Source organism: Cupriavidus neocaledonicus (genome assembly GCF_000372525.1).
In the GTDB taxonomy this organism is placed as follows: Bacteria; Pseudomonadota; Gammaproteobacteria; order Burkholderiales; family Burkholderiaceae; genus Cupriavidus; species Cupriavidus neocaledonicus.
Genome location: NZ_AQUR01000074.1, coordinates 35,912 through 58,662 on the forward strand (window position 1 = coordinate 35,912; position 22,751 = coordinate 58,662).

The 22,751-nt window shown below is 71.1% G+C and carries 22 protein-coding genes; 11 read left to right on the top strand and 11 right to left on the bottom strand.

The window, feature by feature from the left end:
• Positions 1-21: 21 nt before the first annotated feature.
• The 5 genes from A3AG_RS0104555 to A3AG_RS0104575 form a co-directional block, all read right to left on the bottom strand.
• Complete coding sequence (locus A3AG_RS0104555) at positions 22-357, bottom strand: hypothetical protein (RefSeq protein WP_018004284.1); 336 nt, start codon at positions 355-357, stop codon at positions 22-24.
• Between the two features lie 204 nt (positions 358-561).
• On the bottom strand, positions 562-1,788 hold the full coding sequence (serA, locus tag A3AG_RS0104560) for a phosphoglycerate dehydrogenase (RefSeq protein ID WP_018004285.1): 1,227 nt from the start codon (positions 1,786-1,788) through the stop codon (positions 562-564).
• 105 nt (positions 1,789-1,893) lie between these two features.
• Positions 1,894-2,421, bottom strand: a complete 528-nt coding sequence (locus tag A3AG_RS0104565) for a hypothetical protein (RefSeq protein WP_018004286.1) — start codon at positions 2,419-2,421, stop codon at positions 1,894-1,896.
• A 97-nt stretch (positions 2,422-2,518) separates the two neighbouring features.
• Positions 2,519-2,713 carry a hypothetical protein gene (locus A3AG_RS0104570; RefSeq protein WP_018004287.1) on the bottom strand — a complete coding sequence of 65 codons (195 nt, stop codon included), beginning with the start codon at positions 2,711-2,713 and terminating at the stop codon, positions 2,519-2,521.
• 93 nt (positions 2,714-2,806) lie between these two features.
• Positions 2,807-5,260, bottom strand: a complete 2,454-nt coding sequence (locus tag A3AG_RS0104575) for a TonB-dependent receptor (RefSeq protein ID WP_026163943.1) — start codon at positions 5,258-5,260, stop codon at positions 2,807-2,809.
• A 367-nt stretch (positions 5,261-5,627) separates the two neighbouring features.
• Here A3AG_RS0104575 and A3AG_RS0104580 point away from each other — a divergent pair, with 367 nt between their 5' ends.
• The 9 genes from A3AG_RS0104580 (at position 5,628) to A3AG_RS0104620 (ending at position 14,530) form a co-directional block, all read left to right on the top strand.
• A complete protein-coding gene (locus tag A3AG_RS0104580) occupies positions 5,628-6,611 on the top strand; it encodes a tripartite tricarboxylate transporter substrate binding protein (protein ID WP_018004288.1) in 984 nt (327 codons plus the stop codon).
• Positions 6,608-7,387: an ABC transporter ATP-binding protein gene (locus tag A3AG_RS31350; RefSeq protein WP_018004289.1), complete on the top strand. Its 780-nt coding sequence runs from the start codon at positions 6,608-6,610 to the stop codon at positions 7,385-7,387. The genes A3AG_RS0104580 and A3AG_RS31350 overlap by 4 nt, the downstream gene beginning before the upstream one ends.
• Complete coding sequence (locus A3AG_RS0104590) at positions 7,384-8,421, top strand: PQQ-dependent catabolism-associated beta-propeller protein (protein WP_018004290.1); 1,038 nt, start codon at positions 7,384-7,386, stop codon at positions 8,419-8,421. The genes A3AG_RS31350 and A3AG_RS0104590 overlap by 4 nt, the downstream gene beginning before the upstream one ends.
• Positions 8,414-9,589, top strand: a complete 1,176-nt coding sequence (locus A3AG_RS0104595) for an ABC transporter substrate-binding protein (RefSeq protein ID WP_018004291.1) — start codon at positions 8,414-8,416, stop codon at positions 9,587-9,589. The genes A3AG_RS0104590 and A3AG_RS0104595 overlap by 8 nt, the downstream gene beginning before the upstream one ends.
• A gap of 4 nt (positions 9,590-9,593) precedes the next feature.
• Positions 9,594-10,424 carry an ABC transporter permease gene (locus A3AG_RS0104600; protein ID WP_018004292.1) on the top strand — a complete coding sequence of 277 codons (831 nt, stop codon included), beginning with the start codon at positions 9,594-9,596 and terminating at the stop codon, positions 10,422-10,424.
• Positions 10,421-11,221, top strand: coding sequence for a quinoprotein dehydrogenase-associated SoxYZ-like carrier (locus A3AG_RS0104605; protein WP_018004293.1), 801 nt, complete (start codon positions 10,421-10,423; stop codon positions 11,219-11,221). The genes A3AG_RS0104600 and A3AG_RS0104605 overlap by 4 nt, the downstream gene beginning before the upstream one ends.
• Entirely contained in the window at positions 11,218-12,162 is a 945-nt protein-coding gene (locus A3AG_RS0104610; RefSeq protein ID WP_018004294.1) for a quinoprotein relay system zinc metallohydrolase 1, read from the top strand. Before A3AG_RS0104605 ends, A3AG_RS0104610 begins: the two co-directional genes overlap by 4 nt.
• A gap of 195 nt (positions 12,163-12,357) precedes the next feature.
• Positions 12,358-14,109, top strand: coding sequence for a PQQ-dependent methanol/ethanol family dehydrogenase (locus A3AG_RS0104615; protein WP_018004295.1), 1,752 nt, complete (start codon positions 12,358-12,360; stop codon positions 14,107-14,109).
• Between the two features lie 97 nt (positions 14,110-14,206).
• A complete protein-coding gene (locus A3AG_RS0104620; protein WP_018004296.1) occupies positions 14,207-14,530 on the top strand; it encodes a c-type cytochrome in 324 nt (107 codons plus the stop codon).
• 762 nt (positions 14,531-15,292) lie between these two features.
• Here A3AG_RS0104620 and pqqE read toward each other — a convergent pair.
• From pqqE to pqqA, 5 genes are all read right to left on the bottom strand, one after another.
• Entirely contained in the window at positions 15,293-16,456 is a 1,164-nt protein-coding gene (gene pqqE, locus A3AG_RS0104625; protein ID WP_018004297.1) for a pyrroloquinoline quinone biosynthesis protein PqqE, read from the bottom strand.
• Positions 16,428-16,700 carry a pyrroloquinoline quinone biosynthesis peptide chaperone PqqD gene (gene pqqD, locus A3AG_RS0104630; RefSeq protein WP_018004298.1) on the bottom strand — a complete coding sequence of 91 codons (273 nt, stop codon included), beginning with the start codon at positions 16,698-16,700 and terminating at the stop codon, positions 16,428-16,430. The genes pqqE and pqqD overlap by 29 nt, the downstream gene beginning before the upstream one ends.
• Positions 16,697-17,389, bottom strand: a complete 693-nt coding sequence (gene pqqC, locus A3AG_RS0104635) for a pyrroloquinoline-quinone synthase PqqC (protein ID WP_018004299.1) — start codon at positions 17,387-17,389, stop codon at positions 16,697-16,699. Before pqqC ends, pqqD begins: the two co-directional genes overlap by 4 nt.
• On the bottom strand, positions 17,386-18,303 hold the full coding sequence (pqqB, locus tag A3AG_RS0104640) for a pyrroloquinoline quinone biosynthesis protein PqqB (RefSeq protein WP_018004300.1): 918 nt from the start codon (positions 18,301-18,303) through the stop codon (positions 17,386-17,388). Before pqqB ends, pqqC begins: the two co-directional genes overlap by 4 nt.
• Before the next feature lie 92 nt (positions 18,304-18,395).
• Positions 18,396-18,470, bottom strand: coding sequence for a pyrroloquinoline quinone precursor peptide PqqA (gene pqqA, locus A3AG_RS31355; protein WP_012355514.1), 75 nt, complete (start codon positions 18,468-18,470; stop codon positions 18,396-18,398).
• Between the two features lie 84 nt (positions 18,471-18,554).
• Here pqqA and A3AG_RS0104650 point away from each other — a divergent pair, with 84 nt between their 5' ends.
• Positions 18,555-19,490, top strand: a complete 936-nt coding sequence (locus A3AG_RS0104650; protein ID WP_026163944.1) for an alpha/beta fold hydrolase — start codon at positions 18,555-18,557, stop codon at positions 19,488-19,490.
• Complete coding sequence (locus A3AG_RS0104655; RefSeq protein ID WP_018004303.1) at positions 19,490-20,446, top strand: MBL fold metallo-hydrolase; 957 nt, start codon at positions 19,490-19,492, stop codon at positions 20,444-20,446. The genes A3AG_RS0104650 and A3AG_RS0104655 overlap by 1 nt, the downstream gene beginning before the upstream one ends.
• An 18-nt stretch (positions 20,447-20,464) precedes the next feature.
• On the opposite strand, the gene A3AG_RS0104660 is transcribed toward A3AG_RS0104655, so the two are convergent.
• The gene (locus tag A3AG_RS0104660) at positions 20,465-22,492 is read right to left on the bottom strand and encodes a sigma-54-dependent Fis family transcriptional regulator (protein WP_018004304.1); all 2,028 of its coding nucleotides are present in this window, start codon (positions 22,490-22,492) and stop codon (positions 20,465-20,467) included.
• Positions 22,493-22,751: the final 259 nt, after the last annotated feature.

Consider the following 22,751-nt stretch of genomic DNA (forward strand, 5'->3'; position numbering starts at 1 on the left):
GCGCGCGGCCGGAGCTGTCATCTAGAGATAGGTCACCATGACCAGGTAGGCCGGCACCGCACTGCGCTTGCCCGCGAGGGCAGGTTGCAGTTCCAGCGTGGCCACGCCGATGCGCGTCGCCCGCTGGTGCGGTGCCACGGCGAAGGGCGCCGAGACGATCTGGCCCGAGGGCTGGCGGCAACTGGCCTGTACCAGGTCCGCGGACGGACGTAATCCGCAAGAGGGGTTGGTGATGGCACCGAGGAACGTAATGGTGCCGGTTTGTGCTGCCGCGCTGCCGATCGCCGCGGTTGCCAGCAGCGTGGCTGCGGCGAGCCGCGCGACCAGGGCGGCCTTCCTGCTCCGTTCAAGCGACATAGCTGAACCTCACGATTGTTAGTGCGGCGCCAAGGCGGCGCCGCCATTGTCATCGCTAGCGTGCAGGCCCACCAATGCGTGTGGGCTGCATTCAGCATAGTCCCTGCTGCAGAGCCATTTTGGGATTTCAGACAGTTTGGTGGAGATTAAAGAGCGCGGGGCAGCGACCATGTCAGCGCTCATGGCCGACGGCCCGGGCCAATGCTAAGCCGCCCCGCGCAGGATCAGGCGCGAGCGCGCGAAGCCGGCATGGGTCTGCAGCGCCTGCATCAGCTGCCCGGAGGGCGCGCGGTCGAGGTCGGTGACCACGTAGCCGGTGTGGCCGCGCGTCTGCAGATGCTGGCCGGTGATGTTGACGCCTTCCTGCGCCAGCAGCGTGTTCAGCGCCGCCAGCGCGCCGGGCGCGTTGCCGTGTACGTTGAGCAGGCGCGCCGGCGCATGCAGCGGGCCGGGATCGACCTCGGGGAAATTGACCGCGCCGATGGTGCCGCCGGTGGCCAGGAAGTGCGCGAGCTTGGCCGCGACCTCGGTGCCGATGTTCTCCTGCGCTTCTTCGGTGCTGCCGCCGACGTGCGGGGTCAGCAGCACGTTGGGCAGGTTCTGCAGTTCGCTGGTGAAGGGATCCTGGTTGGTCCTGGGCTCTTCCGGAAACACGTCGATGGCCGCGCCGCCCAGGCGCTTCTCGCGCAGCGCCGCAGCCAGCGCGGGGATGTCGACCACGCTGCCGCGCGAGGCATTGATCAGGATCGCGCCGGGCTTGAAGGCGGCGAGGATGCTGGCATCGATCATGTTGCGCGTGCGCGGCGTGGCGGGCACGTGCAGCGTCACCACCTCGGCCTGCGACACCGCTTCTTCGAGCGAGCCGGCGGCGCGGGCCGAACCGTGCGAGAGCCGCGCGAGCACATCGTAGTAGACCACGCGCATGCCCATCGATTCGGCCAGCACGCCCACCTGCGAGCCGATATTGCCGTAGCCGACGATGGCGATGGTCTTGCCGCGCGTCTCGAACGCACCGGCGGCGCCCTTGGCCCATTTGCCGGCATGCGCCAGCGTGTTCTTCTCGGGTATCCGGCGCAGCAGCATCACCGCTTCGGCCACCACCAGCTCGGCCACCGAACGGGTATTGGAAAAGGGCGCGTTGAAGACCGGGATGCCGGCGGCGGTGGCGGCGTCGAGGTCGACCTGCGAGGTGCCGATGCAGAAGCAGCCGATCGAGAGCAGCCCGGGCGCGCTGCGGATATCGTCCGCGCGCAGGTGGGTGGCAGAGCGGATGCCGATCACGTCATGATCGGCCAGCACCTGGCGCAGTTCGGCACCGGCCAGCGCGCCGGTGCGGCGCTCGACCTGCAGGCCGGCTTCGGCCAGGCGGGCGTTGGCGCTCTGGTGGATGTTCTCGAGCAGGATGGCTGTGGTCACGTTGGTCTTCCGCATGGAGGGTTGGCGGGCATTGCCGCATCGCCTCCATTCTGCGCGCAAAACGGTGCCGGGGCCGGGGAGCCCCTGCTGCCGGCATTGGCACCGGCGGCGGGGCCAGCGTCAGCGCGCGCGGCGCGCGTCGCCGCCGAGCGGATCGACGATGATCATGGTCTGGCGCAGCACGCCGGCGTTGTCGAAGTAGCAGCTGAAGTGCGCTGTCTGCAGGCCATCCTTGTACATGCGCCAGGACCAGGCTTCGCGCTGCATCAGCGGGTAATACTGCACCGGCTCGCGCGGCAGGCCGAAATGCTGCTGCACGTCCTGCTTGGTCCAGACCCCGACCCGGGCGCGATAGATCTCGGCCTCGGTCAGCATCTGGCGGTAGCGGGTCAGCCTGCCCGCGGCGTCGAAATCGGCGGCGTAGACCTCATGGCCGAAGGGTTGCCGCGACCATAGCCAGCGGGTGGTGCCGTCGGCCAGGCGGTGAGTCTCGGTGGGTGGCCCGAAAGTCTGGCGTACCGCACTTTCCGGGCTGCCTATCATCTGCCGGCCGGTCTGCTCCGGCTGCAGCGTGGCACAGGCGCCGAGCAGGGCCGCGGCGATGCAAAAGAGGACGAATTGACGGCGGGGCAGGGACCGGAGTGGCATGGCGCGCTCCTGCAGGAGGGGATGTCCGCAGCCGCCATTGTCCGGCCGCCGGCCCTGCCGGTGCAAGCGGGCACAGCCGGCCGGCACCCGCGCCGGCTTAGCAGCGGCCCTTCTTGGCCTGGCCCGGCGGGCAGAACGACTCGTTGCCGTACGGGTCGATGCGGCAGTTGCCTTTCTTGGCCTGCCCCGGCGGGCAGCCCTGCGGGCCGTCGCCGTAGGTGTCGTAAGGGGCGACCACGCAGCCACCGAGCAGCGCGCTGCACGCGACCAGAAGGGCCAGGACGGATTTCATTGCATTCTCCTTGTTGTGGGGGATTCCGTTTGCGACAGGAGAATAGATTGTGCCAGCGCCATTGTCTGTAAGGAATCGTGAACACCGCCGGCGCTACATCCGCAGCACCACGCCGAGCCAGAAGCTGCGCGGTGCCCCCGGTGCCACGAACAGCGCGCTCGCGGCATCGCCCGGGGCCACGTGCGGCCGCACCAGGCTGCCGCCGGGAAACACGTCGTTGGCGATCTGGCCATAGGTCTCGTAGCGCCGGTCCAGCAAGTTGGCCACGCGCGCGTAGACCTCGACGCGCTTGCTGACCTGATACGCCGCACGCAGGTTGATGGTGGCGTAGCCGGGCGTGCGCCAGTCGGCGGCCTGCGGCGCTTCGCCCGGCTGCGGGTCGCTGCGCAGGCCGTCCTCGTTGCCGCTGGAGACGGAGCCCGACACCGCCACCAGGTCGGCGCCCAGCACCAGCCCGGGCAGCGCCTGCCAGTCAGCGCTCAGCTTGAGCGTATGGCGCGGCAGTCCGGCCATGCGCATGCCCGGGCGGATCTCGATGGTGCGTTCGCCGGCGGCCAGCGCGCCGGCGGACTGGTAGGTGGCCTGCAGGTAGCTGTAGGCCAGCCGCAGCGTGACCGCGCCGAGGCGGTGGCGCGCGGCGAGGTCGAGCCCCTGGTTGCGGGTGTGGTCGAAGTTGGCGAAGTAGCCGAGCCGGGTATTCGGCGCGCGCACGAACAGGATGTCGTCGTGGTTGTCGATGCGATAGAGCGACGCTGTGACCTCGGTGTGCGGGCGCGGCTGCCAGCGCACGCCGGCCTCGAACGAGTGCGACACCACCTGCTTCAGGTAGGGATCGGCCTGCAGGCCCGCCGGCAGGCGGCAGGGCCGTTCCGGGTCGGCGCAGCCGAGCTCGAGCACGGTCGGCACGCGGTTGTTCTGCGCATAGCCGCCGAATACCGTGACGCCGCCGCCCAGCTTCTGCGCCAGTCCCAGCGCCGGGTTGAGGCGGCGGTAGGTGAAGCTCTCGCGCGGCTGTTCGCTGCCGTCGCTGTTGCGCAGCGTATTGCTGACGGTGACGTGGTTCCAGCGCGCCGACGCGGTCAGGAAGGTGGTGGGGGTCAGCGACCAGGTATCGGACAGGTACAGGCCGAACGTGCGCGCGTTGCCGCTGACGCCGGAGAACAGGGCGTTGGCCGCGGCAGGGTCGGCGACCACGCCGCGGTCGTCGGTGAAGCTGCCGGGCTGTGCGTATTGCGAATAGGTGAGGCGGCTGCGGTCCAGCGTCAGGCCGGCATTGAGCACGTGGCGCTCGCCCTCCCGCGCCAGGCTCAGCGCCATGCCGACGGTCTGCTGCCGCATATGGCTGGTATTCAGCACCGCCGGGTGCAGCGCAGCGCCTTCGGCGCGGGTCACGCCGCAGTCGCCGCCGCGCGGGCTGCCGTCGGCGTTGAAGCCGTCCTCGCAGTCTTCGGCATAGGCCTCGTAGTCCGGGTTGACGTCGCCGCTAACGGTGTCGCGGCGGCTGTTGCGCACATAGGCCATGGCCGCGGCGCTGGTCTTGTCGTCGAACCAGTGGCGGCCGTTGAGCGCGGCCTGCGTCACCATGTTCCGGGTCTGGTCGGGATAGGTGTAGACCGCGCGCCGGTTGGACTGGTACAGCTCGGGCAGCGTGCCGCCGTCAGCCGCGCGATAGCTGGGCACCAGGCCGTTGCCGGTCAGCGTGCTGCGCCCGTGCAGCAGCGAGACGTCCCAGCTGGTGCTGGCGCCGGCGTAGCCCGCCTTGGCGAAGACATTGCCGAGCCGGCCCTCGGAATGGTCGCGCCAGCCGTGCTCCTGGAACAGCGTGCCGGCGGCGAAGGCGTGCCAGCCGCCGTCGCTGCGCACGCCGCCGGACAGGTCGGCGCGCTTGCGCGCATGGCTGCCGTAGGACAGGTCGGCGGTGAAGCCGGGCGAGTCCAGCCCGGATCGCGTGGTCATGGCGAGCGCGCCGCCGATCGTGTTGAGGCCGTAGGCGGGGTTGGCGCTGGACACCAGCGACGCGTTCGCCAGCGCCGCCTCCGGGATCATGTCCCAGCTGACCACGTCGCCGAAGGGCTCGTTGACGCGGATGCCGTCCAGGTACACCGACAGCCCCTGCGGCACGCCGGGGATCGATGACGCGCGGAAGCCGCGGTAGGTGATGTCGGTCTGGAACGGGCTGCCCTGGATGTCGTTGACGTTGACGCCGGCGAGATGGCGGTTCAGGTAGTCGGCCAGGTTGCCGGCGCGCGCGCCGCCGAGCTCGCTGCCGCGCACGGTCTGCACGGTGTAGGGCACCAGGTCGCTGGCGACGCCGATGCCGGGCAGCGGCGCGGCGGCCACCACCAGCACCTCGGGCAGCACCGCGCTGTCCTGGTTTGGCACAGCGGTGTCCTGTTGCGCCACAGCGGCGCGCTGGCACAGCAGCGTGATGGCCACGGACAGCATCGCGGCACGCGTGCCCGCGCGGCGCCGCAGGCGGGCCGCGACGCGCCGCGGGAACTGGGATGGCCGCTGGCCTGGCGGCGCAGGGCGCGGGATGGCTGGCATGGTCCGTCTCCTCCGGATGGCGGCGCATGCCTGCATCGGGCGCGCCTGTCGGCAGGCCTTCAGCAGGTTTCGTACCGTGGCGCGTGCGGCGGCCGCCGTTCAGGCGCGTGGCGCGGCACTGGGCGACGGCGTGGGCTGCGGCCTGTCACAAAACAGGACAGCCTGGCGTTGCCGCCAGCGGGCCAGTGTTCCATCGCGACACAGTGCGGCGCGGCGCATTGCACCACGCGCCGCCACGCGGTGGCGGCCCACCGCCGTGGAACGCCGGCCTGACAAGATCCGCCGGGTCCGGCACGTCTTGCTGCGACGCACATGGTATCGGGCTTGCTCTGTCACTCGCATTGCAACCCCGACCCGTGCCGCCGCCATGTTCCGTTGCCTTGCCTGCCTGTTGTCGATCTGCCTCGGCCTGTTGCCGGCGGGCTTCGCGCGGGCCGAGGGCGCACCCGCCTATCCGTCGCGTCCGCTCACGCTGGTGGTGCCGTGGCCGGCCGGTGGCGCCACCGATATCTCGATGCGCGTGCTGGCCGAGCTGGCCGGGCGCGAGCTGGGGCAGCCGATCGTGGTGGAGAACCGGCCCGGCGCCGGCGGCACGCTGGTGGGCGGGCTGCTTGCCGCCGCGCGCCCGGACGGCTACACCATCGGCCAGCTGCCGCTGACGGTGTACCGGTTCCCGCACCAGCAGAAGACCGCGTGGCAGCCGCTGCGCGACATCCAGCCGGTGCTGATGATCTCGGGCTATACCTTCGGCATCGTCGTGCCCGCCGACAGCCCGTGGCGCTCGCTGCGCGAGCTGATCGCCTGGGGCCGCGCGCATCCGGGCCAGCTCACCGTGGGCTCGACCGGCATCGGCACCACCGCGCATCTGGCGATGGAGGATGTGATGGGCCGCAGCGGCGTGCGCTACCTGCACGTGCCGTACCACGGCACCGCCGACCAGATGCTGGCGGTGGCCAACGGCTCGCTGATGGCGGGCGTCAATTCCACCGGCTTCGCGCCTTTCGTCGAGGCCGGCAAGCTGCGCCTGCTGGCGGTATTCAGCGCGCAGCGTTCGGCGCGCTGGCCCGAGGTGCCGACCGTGACCGAGCTGGGCTTCGCCGATGCGGTCCACAACTCGCCTTATGGCATCGGCGTGCCGCGCGGCACCGATGCCGCCATCGTCCGGCGGCTGCACGACGCGTTCCGCGCCGCCATGCAGCATCCGCGCCATCTTGCCGAGCTGGCCCGCTACGACCAGGAGCTGACTTACCTGGGCACCGCGCCATACGAAGCCTTCCTGCGCCAGGCATGGGAGACCGAGCGCACCTTTGCCGCGCGCACGGGCACGGCGCGGGCGAAGGAGCAGCTATGAACGCGCTGCCAATCCACGCAGCACCGGCGCTCGCTTGCGACGCCGTGCGCAAGGCGTTCGGCGGCCGTGTCGCGCTCGACGGGGCCTCGCTGTGCGTGCGCCGCGGCGAGTTCGTGGCGCTGCTGGGACCCAACGGCGCGGGCAAGACCACGCTGTTCCAGATCCTCAGCGGCCTGTTCGCCGCCGATGCCGGGCAGGTCACGGTGATGGGCTGCGACATGCGACGCGACCCGGTGCGCGCACTGGCGCAGCTCGGCATCGTGTTCCAGCAGCCCGCCATCGACCTGGACCTGCCGGTGCTGGCCAACCTGCGCTTCCATGCCGACCTGCACGGCCTGCCGCGGCGCGAGGCGGCGCAGCGGAGCGCGCGCCTGCTGCAGGCCTTCGGCCTGGCGGCGCGCGCGCAAGCGCCGGTGCGCGAGCTGTCCGGCGGCAGCCGGCGCAAGGTCGAGCTGGCGCGCGCGCTGCTGCACGAACCGGCCATGCTGCTGCTCGACGAGCCCACGGTGGGGCTGGACCCGGCCGCGCGCGCGCAGCTGCTGGCCGAGACCCGGCGCCTGGCGCGGCACGACGGTGCCGGCGTGCTGTGGGCCACCCACCTGGTGCAGGAGGTGGAACAGGCCGACCGCGTGATCGTGCTCGACCGCGGCGCGGTGCGCTTCGACGGCACCCCGGCGGCGCTGCTGGGGGTCACCGCGGCGGCGTCGCTGGAAGCCGCTTTCCTCGCCATGACGCCGTCGGTCGTGCGCACGGCGCAACCGGAGCCCACCGCATGAAGCCGATGCCATCCCCCGCCTGGCTTGCCGGCGCCTGGCTGCTCGCGACCGCGCTGCTGGTTGCCGCCGGCGTGGCCGAGGGCGCGCAGGGCGCCCAGGATGGCCCCGCGCCCGCCGCCCGCGCCGCCACCGGGCAGGTCTTTGTCTCCAGCGAAAAGGACGACGCGCTGACCGCCTACGATGCCGGCAGCGGGCGGCAGCTGGCGTCGTGGCGCCAGTGCCGGCGGCCGCGCCACCTGCAGCTGTCGCCGGACCGCGCGCGGCTGTACGTGGCCTGCAGCGACGACCACCGCGTCGACGTGGTCGATGTCGCCACCCGCAAGACCGTGGCGTCGCTGCCGGTGGGCGACGACCCCGAGCTGTTCGACCTGAGCCAGGATGGCCGCACGCTCTACGTGTCGAACGAAGAGGATGCGCTGCTGTCGGCCTACGATACCGGCTCCGGCAAGCGCGTGTTCGCGGTCGCGGTGGGGGAGGAGCCCGAGGGCGTCCGGGTCAGCGCGGACGGACGGCACGTGTACGTGGCCTCCGAGGTCGCCAACCTGGTCCATGTGGTCGATGTCGCCTCGCGCAAGGTGGTGCGCAATATCCGCGTCGGCAACCGGCCGCGCCGGCTGCTGCTGGTGCGCGGCGGCAAGGAGCTGTGGGTCTCCAACGAGCTCTCGGCCAGTGTCAGCGTGATCCGCACCGATACGCTGGAGGTGGTGCAGACCATCGCCTTTGCGCCGCGCGGCATGCGCGCCGAGGAGGTGACGCCGGTCGGGATGGCGGCGCGCAGCGACGGCAGCCACGCCTATATCGGCCTGGGCCGCGCCAATCATGTCGCGGTGGTGGAGGTGGCGTCGCGCCGCGTGCAGGACTACGTGCTGGTGGGGCGGCGCGCCTGGGGGCTGGCGCTGAGCCGCGACAACGCCCGGCTCTACGTCGCCAACGGCCTGTCCGACGATGTCAGCGTGGTCGACACCGCCAGCCGCAAGGCGGTGGCCACGCTCAGGGCGGGCCGCGTGCCGCATTCGGTGGCGGTCGATGACTGAGCGGGTGCTGGCCGTGCTGGCATGTGCGCTGGCGGCGCTGGCGGCGCCGTCGCACGCCGCCGAGGTGCGCGTGGCGGTGGTGTCGCTGGCCGACGATGCCCGCCATGCGCCGCGGCGCCTGGCGCTGCGCTATCCCGACCAGCCGCACGGCCGCGCGCTCGACGGCGCCCAGGTGGCGGCGGCGGAAGCGCGCTTTGCGCTGGAGGCCGCGGGCCAGTCGCTGCGGCTCGAGGCGCAGCAGGCCCGCGCCGAAGCCGAGGTGGCCACGCTGGTCGCGGCGCTGGCGCGCCAGGGCACGCGCTTTATCCTGCTGGACCTGCCGCCGGACGCGGTCCGCGCCGCGGCGGGCGCGGTCAGGCCGGGCGAGGCGCTGCTGTTCAATGTCTCGGCCGACGACGATGCGCTGCGCGGCGCCGGGTGCGCGCCGGTCCTGCTGCATACGCTGCCGAGCATGCGCATGCGCGCCGACGCGCTGATGCAGTACCTGGCCGCGCGCAAGTGGCGTCGCGCCTTGCTGCTGAGCGGACCGTCCCCCGCGGACGCCGCGCAGCGCGACGCGCTGGTGGGCGCGGCGCGGCGCTTCGGCATTGCCTGGAGCGCGCAGCGCGCGTTCCGGCTGTCCAACGATCCGCGCGAGCGCGACCAGGCCAACGTCAGGCTGCTGAGCGGCGGCGCCGACTACGACGTGGTGGTGGTGGCCGACGCCGACGGAGAGTTCGCGCGCGGCCTGCCCTATGCCACGCAGCTGCCGCGCCCGGTGATAGGCGCCAGCGGCCTGGGCGCGCAGGCGTGGCACTGGGCCTGGGAGCGCAACGGCGGGCCGCAGCTCAACCGGCGCTTCGCCCGCGCCGCGGGCCGGCCGATGACCGGCTACGACTGGGCCGCGTGGGTCGCGGTCAAGGCGATTGCCGAGAGCGTGGTGCGGCAGCCCGCGGGCTTTGCCGCGCAGGCCCAGGCGCTGGCCACGGGGCAGGTGGTGGTGGACGGCTTCAAGGGCCCGCCGCTGTCGTTCCGGCGCTGGGACCGCCAGCTGCGCCAGCCGCTGCTGCTGGCGCATCCGGACGGCGTGGTCGGCACGGCGCCGGCCGAAGGCGTGCTGCATCCGAAAAACAACCTCGACACCCTGGGCGCCGACGAAGCGGACACCGCGTGCCGCGCCCCGACCTGACACCATGACCATGCCCGCCACCCTGCCACCGTTGATGCGCCATCGCTGGCGCGCGCTGCGCGCGGTCTGCGGCCGCGAGCTGCGCAAGTACCTGCGCCAGCCCGGGCGGCTGCTGTCGTCGCTGGTGCGCCCGCTGCTGTGGCTGCTGGTGTTCGCCGCCGGCTTCCAGAACGCGCTCGGCGTGGCGATCGCGCCGCCGTACCAGACCTACATCGAATACCAGGTCTATGTCGCGCCCGGGCTGCTGGGCATGATCGCGCTGTTCAACGGCATGCAGTCGTCGCTGGCGATGGTGTACGACCGCGAGATGGGCGTGATGCGGCTGCTGCTGACCGCGCCGCTGCCGCGCGGCTGGCTGCTGGGCTGCAAGCTGGCGGCAGGCACGCTGCTGTCGCTGCTGCAGATGGCGGCGTTCCTGCTGGTGGCGGCGGGGTTCGGCATCCGCTTCGCGCCGCTGCACCTGCTGGCCGGGCTGGGCGCGATGACGCTGGCGGCGCTGATGCTGGGCGCGCTCGGCCTGCTGCTGTCGGTCCACGTGCGCCAGCTGGAGAATTTTGCCGGGACCATGAACTTCGTCATCTTCCCGATGTTCTTCATCAGCTCGGCGCTGTATCCGCTGTGGCGCCTGCAGGAGTCGGGCGCCGACGCGGTGTACCAGCTGGCGCGGCTGAACCCGTTCACGCATGCGGTCGAGGCGATCCGCTTCGCGCTGTACGGGCAGCTGGCGCCGCACAGCCTGGCCATCGTCGCGGCCAGCGCAGTGGTGTTCTTTGCGCTGGCGCTGCGCGGCTATGACCCGCAGCGCGGCATGGCGCGCCGCGGGCCGCCGGCATGAGGGGCCGCCGGCAGGGCGTGGCGCTGCTGGCGCTGGGCTGGCTTGCGCTGGCCGGTCCCATCGCATCCGCGCAGACCGGTGCCAGGGCGGTCATGGCGCAAACCGATCCCATGCAGTCGCCGCAATGGGCCTGGATCCACAAGGAGCTGCTGCAGCAGGGGCCGGTGGTGTTCGATAGCCGCGTGCGCGTCACCGCGCCCGCCTTCGCGGAAGACCCGATGCGCGTGCCGATTGCCTTCGACGCGTCGGCGCTGGGCGAGGTCGAACGCATCGTGGTGGCGGTGGACCGCAACCCGATCCGCCCGGTGCTGGTGTTCGAGCCGCTGCGGGTGCGGCCGTCAATGTCGTTGCGCTTCAAGCTGGAGCAGGCCTCGCCGGTGCGGGTGGCGGCGCGCACGCGCGACGGCACCTGGCATGTCGGCGGCACATGGGTCGACGCCGGCGGCGGTGGCTGCACCGTGCCCGGGGCGACCCGCCGCGACGGCAGCTGGAGCCGCACCCTCAACCGCGTCGAGGCGCGCGTGTTTCCGGGCCTGGGCCAGGCCGGCGCGCGCGTGCGGCTGCGCGTGATGCACCCGATGGACACCGGCCTGGTCGCCGGCATCCCGGCGTTCCATCTCGAGACCCTAGTGCTGGCCGACGCGGCACGGCAGCCGCTGTTGCGGCTGACGCTGCACGAGCCCGTGGCGGAGAACCCGATCTTCTCGTTCGACCTGCGCGAGGCGGTGGTGCCGGGCCTGACCGTGACCGGTCATGACAACAACGGCAACCGCATCGCGGCGGGGGTGTCGCCATGAAGCCGGCGTTGCTGTCGCTGTTGCTGTGGCTGGCCGCTGCTGCGGCCCACGCGGCGCCCGCGCAGCCGCCCGACTACCGCCTGGCTCCGCGCGAGATCGCCGCCGGCGTGTGGCTGCTGGAAGGCGCCAATGCCGACTTCGCCCCGGCCAATGGCTGCAACATCATCAATACCGCCTTTATCGACACCGGCGACGGCGTGGTGGTGATCAACACCGGCCCGTCGCGCGAGTACGGCGAGCAGCAGCGCCGCGCCATCGCCGCGCTGACCGGCGCGCCGGTCCGGCTGGTGCTGAACCTGAACCTGCATCCCGACTACTTCTTCGGCAACCAGGCCTATGCCGACGTGGGCGCCAGCGCGCTGCCCGCCACCATCGACGGCGCGCGCCGCGAGGGCGCGGCCTATGCCGATAACCTCTACCGCCTGTGCGGCGACTGGATGCGCGGCACCGAGCCTGCGCCGCCGGTCCACGCACTGGCACCCGGCGTGCGCACGATCGGGCGCCGCACGCTGGAACTGATCCGCCTCGAAGGCCATACCGACGCGGATCTGGTGCTGCTGGACCGCGGCGCCGGCATCGTCTTTGCCGGTGGGCTGGTGTTCCGTGAGCGCATCCCGACCACGCCGCACGCGCACATCGGCCGCTGGCTGGACAGCCTGGCACGCCTGCAGGCGCTGATGGAGCAGAGCGGGGCGCGACTGCTGGTGCCCAGCCACGGCCCCGCACTGGGCGGAACGGAAGCCATCGCGCAGACGCGTGCCTACCTGCAGTGGCTCGACGCGCGCCTGCGCGAGGCCGCGGCGCAGGGACGCGACCTGGCCGAGGTCATGGCCATGCCGGTGCCCGAGCCGTATGCGCGCTGGGGCGCGCTGCCCGCCGAATACCTGCGCAACGTGATCCATCTCTACCCGGCGCACGAGGACGCCGCGCTGGGCCGGTGAAGGTGCCGGTCCTGGCTGTTCAATTCTGGCGCAGCTGCAACGCAGTGTTGCACGCTGGCGCGGACCACGGCCGTGCCCATGGCCCACCGGGCGCTTGAGCGGGCCCTGGCCCACTGGCATGGGATTTGCCATTTGCGTGCTGGTGTGTGGCGCAGTGGCGCACCGGCGCAATCGAAAACAAGAGAGGAGATGACAATGAGGACGATACGAGTTGGGCTGGCGGTCGCGGCGATCGCGGCCGCTGCGGCGAGCGTTGCCGCGCACGCGGCGGTCAGCGACGCCATGATCGAGAACGACGCCAAATCCCCCGGCGACGTGCTGTCGTGGGGCATGGGCCCGCAGGGCCAACGCTATTCCACGCTGGCGCGCATCAACACGAAGAACGTGGGCCGGCTGGTGCCGGCGTGGTCGTTCTCGTTCGGCGGCGAGAAGCAGCGCGGGCAGGAGTCGCAGCCGCTGATCCACGACGGCAAGATGTTCGTCACCGCGTCGTATTCGCGCATCTATGCGCTCGACGTGAAGACCGGGCGCAAGCTGTGGAAGTACGAGCACCGCCTGCCCGAAGGCATCATGCCGTGCTGCGACGTAGTCAACCGCGGCGCGGCGCTGTACGACAACCTGGTGATTTTCGGCACGCTCGACGCGCAGCTGGTGGCGCTGGACCAGAACAGCGGCAAGGTGGTGTGGAAGGAGAAGCTCGAAGACTACGCGGCCGGCTACTCGTACACGGCTGCGCCGCTGGTGGCCAAGGGGCTGGTGCTGACCGGCATCTCGGGTGGCGAGTTCGGCGTGGTCGGCCGCGTCGAGGCGCGCGACGCGAAGACCGGCCAGCTGGTGTGGTCGCGCCCGGTGGTCGAGGGCCACATGGGCTACAAGTACGACAAGGACGGCAACAAGACGGAGATCGGCATGACCGGTACCCAGAACGCCAGCTGGCCCGGCGAGACCTGGAAGACCGGCGGCGCGGCCACGTGGCTGGGCGGCACCTATGACCCGGCGACCGGCCTGGCCTACTTCGGCACCGGCAACCCCGGCCCGTGGAACAGCCATATCCGCAAGGGCGACAACCTCTACTCTGCCTCCACCGTGGCGCTCGATCCGGCCACCGGCAAGATCGTCTGGCACTACCAGAACACGCCGAACGACGGCTGGGACTTCGACGGCGTGAACGAGTTCGTCACCTTCGACCTGGACGGCAAGCGCATGGGCGGCAAGGCCGACCGCAACGGCTTTTTCTACGTCAACGATGCCAGCAGCGGCAAGCTGGTCAATGCCTTCCCCTTCGTGAAGAAGATCACCTGGGCCACCGGCATCGACCTGAAGAGCGGCCGCCCCAACTACGTCGCCGAGGGCCGCCCCGGTGACCCGGCCGCCGCCAACGGCGAAAAGAAGGGCAAGTCGGTGTTCGCCGCGCCCGGCTTCCTGGGCGGCAAGAACCAGCAGCCGATGGCCTATAGCCCGCAGACCGGCCTGTTCTACGTGCCCGCCAACGAGTGGGGCATGGACATCTGGAACGAGCCCATCAGCTACAAGAAGGGCGCCGCGTTCCTGGGCGCGGGCTTCACCATCCAGCCGCTCAACGAGGACTACATCGGCTCGCTGCGTGCGATCAACCCCAAGACCGGCAAGATCGTCTGGGAGATCAAGAACGGCGCGCCGCTGTGGGGCGGCGCCATGACCACCGCCGGCGGGCTGGTGTTCTGGGGCACGCCCGAAGGCTACCTGAAGGCCGCCGACGCAAAGACCGGCAAGGAACTGTGGCAGTTCCAGACCGGCAGCGGCGTGGTCGCGCCGCCGGTCACGTGGGAAGAGAACGGCGAGCAGTTCGTTGCGGTGGTCTCCGGCTGGGGCGGCGCGGTGCCGCTGTGGGGCGGCGAGGTGGCCAAGCGCGTGAACTTCCTCGAGCAGGGTGGCTCGGTGTGGGTGTTCAAGCTGCACAAGAGCTGAACGGGTAACGGGGGACACGGCCGGCGCACGCCATTGCATCGTCGATGCGGGGCGTGCGCGCGGCCCGGTAGCAACAGCATCGGATACGGATACGGGTATGAAGAAAGAATGGATGGCGCTGGCGGCGGTTGGCGCGATGTTGCCGGGCGCGGCGCTGGCCGCCACGGCGGCGGAGATGCAGGCGCTGGCCGACAAGAGCGGCTGCTTTTCCTGCCATGGCATGCAGTCGAAGCTGGTGGGGCCAGGGTTTGCCGAGGTGGCGGCACGCTACAAGGGCGACGGCCAGGCGGCCGCGTCGCTGGCGAAGAAGATCCGGGAGGGCGGCAAGGGGGCATGGGGCCGGATCCCCATGCCGCCGCATGGAAATCTGGGAGAGGATGATGCGAAGAAGCTGGCGGAGTGGGTGCTTGGGGTCGGTTGAGCCGGGGCGGGGCGTGGGCTGCGGGCGCTGCGTCGGCCGCGGGGCCGTCGTGGGCGGCCGGCGCAAGACCCGCTTGCGGCGGCGCCGGCGCGGGCGTTGATTCAGCGCTCGCCGCATCCGTCGGTTCTTGGTTTGTCGTGCTTGGCGGGCGTGGCTGTTTCGCCGGCGTAACCGGCGACCTCCTTTCTGTCCGAGCGACAGAAAGGAGGCAAAGAGCGCGTTGCCTAAGCGGCTGGCTAAGGCGGCGTTGGTGGTTCAAACGGTGGTGACTTGCGGTGAGGCGGTTGGTGGTTCGACCCTGCTGACGCTACCTGGATGTGCCTGGCGTTCGAGGTCGGATGGACGAACCCGACTTTAGGTCGGTGGCCGCCTGCTAACGGCGTTATTGGTGGGACGCCTTCGGCTGCGCTGCACGCGCTCCCAATCTCAGGTCTTGTGCACTGGCACGGAGTGCGTCGCTGCGCTCGCACGCGCTATCGCGGGCGGGCCCCCGCTGGTTTGCTCCCCTCTCCCGCTTGCGGGAGAGGGGCGGGGGTGAGGGCCGGCGGTGGCAATAGCGATGACCTTCACTTCGTTGATGCTCCCGCCCTCACCCCAACCCTCTCCCGCAAGCGGGAGAGGGAGTACGCAAGCGGGAATTGGAAAGTTCGAGGCCGTTGATGACGCTGCGGGTTTTCTCCCCTCTCCCGCTTGCGAGAGAGGGGCGGGGGAGAGGGCCGGAGCATCCACGAAGTCAATCGCATCCGTCCGCGCTGCCCAACCTCATCCCCGCGAACTCCGCGATGAACCCAGTCTCAACGAGTTTCCATCGCTTCGAAACACCAGCGGATATTCGTTCGTCCGCGCCGCCGCCAGCCGGCCCTCCAACACGATCTCGCGCAGCCGCCCGTGCCCGGGAGCCTGCGCGCAGGCGGGGTCGGTCGCGGCGGCATCGCCGGTGACCAGGAAGGCCTGGCAGCGGCAGCCGCCCAGGTCTGCCTCCCTGTGCTCGCACGAGCGGCACGGTTGCGGCATCCACTGCGTGCCGCGAAAGCGGCGGAACGCGTCGCTGTGGTGCCAGATGTCGTGCAGGGATTCCGTCCTGACGTCGGGCAGCAGTAGGTCCGGCAGCATGCGCGCCGCATGGCACGGCAGCGCGGTGCCGTCCGGCGCCACGCCCAGGAAGGTGGTGCCCCATCCGTTCATGCATTTCTTCGGCCGTTCCTCGAAATAGTCCGGCACCACGAACAGGATCTGGCATTGCCGGCCGATGCGCGCGCGGTACTGCCGCACCACCGCCTCGGCCTCGATCAGCTGTTCGCGGGTCGGCATCAGTGCCAGGCGGTTTTCCCAGGCCCAGCCGTAGTACTGCGTGTTGGCCAGCTCCAGGTATTCGGCGCCGAGCTGCACGGCCAGCTCGATGATGGTGCCGACGTGCGGCAGGTTATGCCGGTGCAGCACGCAGTTCATCACCATCGGATAACCGTGCGCCTTGATCAGCCTGGCCACGCGCTGCTTCAGCTCGAACGTGCGCGTGCTCGACAGGAAATCATTGAGCTCGCGCGTGGAGTCCTGGAACGACAGCTGGATATGGTCCAGGCCCGCCTCCCGCAGCGCCGCCAGGCGGGCATCGGTCAGGCCCACGCCGGAGGTGATCAGGTTGGTGTAGAAGCCCAGGCCGCGCGCATGGCGCACCAGCGTCTCCAGGTCCTTGCGCAGCAGCGGCTCGCCGCCGGACAGGCCCAGCTGCACCGCGCCCAGCGCGCGCGCCTGGCTGAATACGTCGCACCACTGCGCGGTATCCAGTTCCTGCGCATGGCGGGCATAGTCGACCGGGTTGGAGCAGAACGCGCAGTGCAGCGGGCAGCGGTAGGTCAGCTCCGCCAGCAGCCACAGCGGCGGGCCGGGCGGCGCCGGCTCAGACCAGCCAGCCGCGTTCGGTGGCATGTTTGACAAAGGCGTGGACCTCCGGCGCGATGCCCTGCACGCCGAAGGCGGCCTGCAGGTCGTCGATCAGCATGTCGAGGGTGTGGTTGCCGTCGCAGCGCTGCAGGATCGCGGCGGCGCTGTCGTTGAGCGTGACCATTCCTTCCGGATACAGCAGCACCCAGCTTTGCTGCGAGGCCTCCCACTGCAGGCGGAAGGTGCGGTGCAGGGTCGGGGTGGCGAGGTCTTGCGGGCCGTCGGTCATGGATGGGCCTGCTGGATGGCGTCGAGCATCGACCACAGCACGTCGAGCTTGAACTGCAGGATGTCCAGTGCGCGCTGCTGTTGCGCCGCGCTGCGGAAGTAGTCCAGCGTCACGCGCAGGCCGTGGTCGACGTCGCGCTGCGCCAGCGGGATGCGCGAGCGGAAGTAGTCCAGCCCGCCGGACTCGATCCACGGGTAATGCGTGGGCCAGCCGGCCAGCCGTTCCTGGTGGATCTTCGGCGCGAACATCTCGGTCAGCGACGAGCACACCGCTTCCTGCCACGGCGCGCGGCGCGCGAAGTTGACATAGGCGTCGACGGCGAAGCGCACTCCGGGCAGCACCTGCCGGTGATCCAGCAGCGTGTCGCGCTCCAGCCCCACGGCCTGGCCCAGCCGCAGCCATGCTTCGATGCCGCCGGGTTCGGTATCGGTGCCGTCATGGTCGAGGATGCGCACCACCCACTCGCGGCGCGTGGCGCGGTCGGGGCAGTTGGACAGGATCGCGGCATCCTTGAGGGGGATGCTGGCCTGGTAGTAGAAGCGGTTGGCCACCCAGGCGCGGATCTGCGCGGGCGTGCATTGGCCCGCCGCCATGCGCTGGTTGAACGGGTGGTGGATGTGGTAGCCGCTTTCGCGGGCGCGCAGGCGCGCCTCGAACTCGGCCGGGGTCCAGGCAACGGTGGCTGTCATAGCGCGATTTCCATGCCGTCGTAGGCCAGCTCGATGCCGTGCCGGGTCAGCTCGGCACGCTCGGGCGAGTCTTCCGCCAGCACCGGATTGGTGTTGTTGATGTGGATGAGGATCTTGCGGCGGGCGGGCAGTCGGTCCAGCACCTCGATCATCCCGCCCGGCCCGGACAGGGCCAGGTGGCCCATGTCGGCGGCGCTGCGCGTGGAGAAGCCCAGCGCCTGCATTTCGTCGTCGCGCCAGAAGGTGCCGTCGACCAGGACCACGTCGGCGCGGCGCAGCTGCGCGAACACGTGGTCATCGACCTGGCCCAGCCCGGGCGCATAGAAGGCGCTGCGGCCGCTGCGGCGGTCTTCGATGCGCAGGCCGATGTTGTCGCCCGGCTGCGGCGCATGGCGCCTGGGCGAGTAGGGCGGGGCCTTGCTTTGCAGCGGCACCGCGGTCAGCGCCACGCCGTCCAGCGGCGGCACCGAGAACGCGGTGCCGTCGCAGGGCAGCATGTGGCACTGCAGCCCGCAGTAGTGCGACAGGATGCGCGTCAGCGGGAACGCCCCGGCCAGGTCGTCGAGCACGCTGGCGGTGGCATAGAGCGGCAGCGCCCGGCGATGTTCGCGCAGCATCAGCAGGCCGGTGATGTGATCGATCTGCGCATCCATCAGCAGCACCGCGGCGATCGCGGTGTCGCGCGGCGCGCGCGCGGGCTGCAGCGCGCCGGCCTGGCGCAGCTGCTGCAGGATGTCGGGCGAAGCATTGACCAGGATCGCTTCCGGGCCGTCGCCGCACAGCGCGATCGACGATTGCGTGCGCGGGGTGGCGCGCACGGTGCCGCGGCGCACGCCGTCGCAATTGCGGCAATTGCAGTTCCATTGCGGAAAGCCGCCGCCGGCGGCCGATCCCAGTACCCGGATGGTTGTCATGGCGCGAGCGCTCGAGGGTGGATCACGGCTGCCCCGCGCAGGCGCCATACCGGCAACCACCGGCGGCGCCCGCCTGGGGAACGCGCGGCCGGTCAGCGGTTGGCGATATACATGGTGATTTCAAAGCCGAGCCGCAGCTCGGTGTAGGCGGGCGTGGTCCAGGTCATGTCGGTCTCCTTGGGTGGCATGGTTAGTGATTAGCGTCGCGGCATGGCAGCGTGTCTGCCGCAATGCCCGGAAAGGCAACAACCATGCCCGACGCAACCCTGGACGCCACCGTCTTCCACCTGCGCACGCCCGACGCGCAGCGCCTGCACGTGCGACTGGTCGGCCCGCCGCACGGCGAGCCCTGGCTGGTCCTGCACGGCGGGCCGGGCAGCGGCTGCGCGGCATCGATGGCGGCATGGTTCGACCCGCAACGGCACCGCGTGGTGATGCCCGACCAGCGCGGCGCCGGCCGCTCGACGCCGGCGGGCGGCCTGCGGCGCAACAACGTCGGCGCGCTGCTGGCCGACCTGGAGCAGCTGCGCGCGGCGCTCGGCATCGCGCGCTGGGGCGTGGTGGGTGGGTCGTGGGGCGCGGCGCTGGCGCTGGCCTATGCCGCGCGCTATCCGCATGCGGTCGCGGCGCTGGTATTGCGCGGCGCCTTCCTGACCGGGCGCGACGACGTGCTGGGCCTGTTTGCGCCGCGCCCCGGCGCCAGCCTGCTGCGCCGCGTCGCGCCGGCGGGCGAGCGGCTGCCCGAGGCGCGCGCGCGGCTGCTGACGGTGTCTCGACTGTTGCAAAGTGGGACGGCTGTGTCAAAACGGGACACTGCGACGGCGTGGCGCAGGCTCGAACTGGAGCGGCTGGGCTTGCGCGGCGTTGCACAAGAACGCCTTCAGCCCGCGCGCGAGCGCCTGGCCATGGTGCGCAAGTACCGCATCCAGGCGCACTACCTGCGCCACCGCGCCGGGCTGGGCAAGCCGGCGCTTCTGCGCGCGGCGCGGGGCATCGCCGCGCACGGCCTGCCGGTGACGCTGCTGCATGGCCGCGCCGACGCGGTGTGCCGGCCCGCCAATGCCCTCCGGCTGCGGCACGCCATGCCGGCCGCACGACTGGCCTGGGTCGACGGTGGGCACCTGGCCGACGGCGCCATGCGCGACGCGCTCGCGGACGCGATCCGCGCCAGCGCCTGGCAGCGCTGATGGCCACGCGTCGTGCCTTTCTCGGGACCGCGCTGGCGCTGGCGCTCGACGCCTGGCCGGCCGCGGCGGCCGGCACGCGGCTCGTGCTGGACCCGCTGCGGCCCGGCGTCTACGTCGCCCGCGCCGCCAATGCCGAAGCCATGCGCGCCAACGCCGGCGCGGTGGTGCCCTGCCTGGTCCATGTCACGCGCGCGGGGGTGCTGGTGGTCGATCCCGGGCCGCAGGCGGCGTGGGGCAGGGCGCTGCTCGGCGCGATCCGCGCGCTGACGCGGCAGCCGGTGCGCTGGGTGGTCAACAGCCACGCCCATCCGGAGAACGTGCTGGCCAATGCCGCCTTTGCCGGGCTGCGGCCGCGGCCGCGGTTCCTGGCTTCGGCGGCCACCGCCGCGTTGATGCGGCAACGATGCACGGACTGCCTGGCCCGTCTTGCCGCGCTGCTCGGGCACGCGGCCATGCGCGGCACCGCGATCGTGTTGCCGGAGCCGGCGCTGCAGCACGGCGCCTGGCTGCAAACCGGCGATACCGCGTGGCAGGTGCAGGTGCATGCGCCCGCGCACAGCGCGTCCGATACCGTGCTGTACGCGCCGCAGCTGCGGCTGCTGTGTGCCGGCGGCCTGGCGTACCGCGAACGTGTGCCCGAGATGCAGGAAGCGTCGCTGCAGGGCTGGCGCCGGGCGCTGCGGCAGTTGATCGCGCTGCCGGCGGACACCGTCGTCGCCACCGCGACCGGCACGCCCGCGCAGACGCTGGTGCCGACGCTGGCCTATCTCGATGCGCTGGCGCAGGGCATCGGCGCCGCGCTGGCCGCGGGCCGCGATGCCACCCAGGCTGCCGATGCCGTGGTGGCCGAGCCGTTCCGCCACTGGCGCCATTTCCCGACGCGCCATCCGCTGAACCTGCAGCGCGCCTGGGGCCAGCTGGAAGACGCGTGGATGCAGGGTGGACCGCTGGCCTGAACCGGCGCGCCGCCCGGGTCAGCTGCCCTGGTGCGGCAGTCCGCGCGCCTCTTCCATCTTGCGGTAGACCGTATTGCGCGAGATCCCCAGCGCCTTGGCCGCCGCCGAGATATTGCCGTTGTGCGCCTTGACCGTGGCCACGATCGCCATCGCCTCGACCTCGGCCAGCCGCGTGGGCTGCGGGCCCTGCGCCAGCGCCACGGCCGGCGCGGCCGCGGGCGCCGTTGCCTGCGCCTGCGCCTCGCGCAGGTCGTCAAGGAAATCGTCGGGCAGGTGCTCCTCGGTGATCTCGGCTTCGCCTTCGGCCATCAGCCGCGCGGTGCGCAGCAGGTTGCCGAGCTGGCGGATATTGCCCGGCCAGTGGTAGCGGCGGAACAGCGCCATCACGGCGTCGCTGATGCGGGGCACGTTGTTGTCCGCACTGTCCGCACCGGGGCCGCTGCCGCCATGGTCCTGGCGCAGCAGCTTGCCGGCCACCACGTCGAGGTCGCTGCGCTCGCGCAGCGCCGGCAGCCGCACCACCAGTCCGTTGAGGCGGTAGTACAGGTCTTCGCGGAACTGGCCGCTGGCGACCAGGTCGCGCAGGTTGCGGTTGGTGGCGCACACCACCGAGACGTCGATGTGGATCACCTTGCTGCTGCCCAGCGGCGATACCGCGCGCTCCTGCAGCGCGCGCAGCAGGCGCCCCTGCAGGTGCAGCGGCATGTCGCCGATCTCGTCGAGAAACAGGGTGCCGCCGTTGGCCAGCAGCATCTTGCCGATGCCGCCTTTCTTGCGCGCGCCGGTGAAGGCGCCCTCCTCGTAGCCGAACAGCTCGGACTCGATCAGGTTTTCCGGGATCGAGGCGCAGTTGACGGCGATGAAGGGGCCGGCGCGGCGCCCGCTGTCGGCGTGGATGGCGCGCGCCATCAGTTCCTTGCCGGTGCCGGTTTCGCCCAGCACCATCACCGGGATGTCCTTGCCGATGACCTTGCGCAGCTTGCCGATCACGGCGCGGATCTGGGCGTCGCCCGTGTCCAGCTCATCCAGCCCCGGCGAGGGGGCCGGGCCCGCCGCCAGGCCGCGCGGCATGCCGCTGGCGCCGCTCGCACCCGCGTGGCGCGCCTCGGTGCCGCTGGGCAGCGCCGCGGCCGGGGTTTTCCATTCCACGCGCGCGCTGACCTTGACGCCGCTGGGCAGGTGCAGCTGGACGATGCCCGCATGGGCCGCGCGCGCCGCGTCGAACAGCTGCGACATCGACAGCCCGAACAGCGACGAGAAGGTATGCGCCTGCAGCGCGCCGTTGGACAGGCCCAGCTGGAACTGCCCGCTGCGGTTGGCCGACAGGAAGCGCCCGCCGGGCGTGAACGAGACGATGCCCTCCACCAGCGTGCCGAGGAACTCGGCGCGCGAATGGAAGCGGATGCACACCATGTCGCGGAAGGCGTTGCCGAACAGCTGGTTCTCGATCATCTGCGCCGACATCCGCACCAGCGCCATGGTGTGCTTGTGGAAGCCGCGCTGGTCGCCGGTCACGTCCAGCGCGCCCACGGTCTTGCCGTAAGGGTCCAGGATCGGCATGCACGAGCAGGTCAGGAACTGATTGGCCTCCAGGTAATGGTCGGCGCCGTGGACCAGCGTGGCGCGGTTCTCGGCCAGCGCCGTGCCGATGGCGTTGGTGCCGCGGCGCGCCTCCGACCACTCCGAGCCCGGGCGCAGCGAGATCTTGTCGGCGCGCGCGAGGAAGTCGTCGTCGCCCATGGCGTGCAGGATCAGGCCGTCGGCATCGGTCAGCACGATCATGCTCTGGGTGTCGACGATCTGGTCGTGGAGCGTCTCCATCACCGGCAGGGCATAGGTGAAAAGCGACTGGCTGCGCTCGATCCGGGTCTTCAGCTCGCTCTGCAGTACCGGGCAGAAACCGGGCGACTCATAGGGGCGCAGGCCATAAGACTCCGAGCGCTGGTGGGCCTGGGCGATCAGCTCGGCACGCTCGTGCTGCCCGGCATGAGTGGGGGCGTCAGGGGCGTCCGCGCGCGCACGGGCCGGATCCGGCTGGATGGTCATGTCTCGGTCTCCTTGTGGAAAATCCGCCCGCGATCTTTGCGCGGGTCGCTGCCGGCCGCCCCGGGGGCGGGCTCGACAGTGTTGCGTGGTGAAGCAAAACACTTGCCAGGGTGTGACATTCCGGGACACCGCTGCCGCGGCGTGGCGTTGCCCAGGCGGATTTTGCCTGGCAAACGAGGCATTTTCGCCGCGCGCCGCGTTGGTATGGCTCTTGCGGAAATGAGGCAAACCAAAGCAGCAAACAATAGCCAGCCCCATC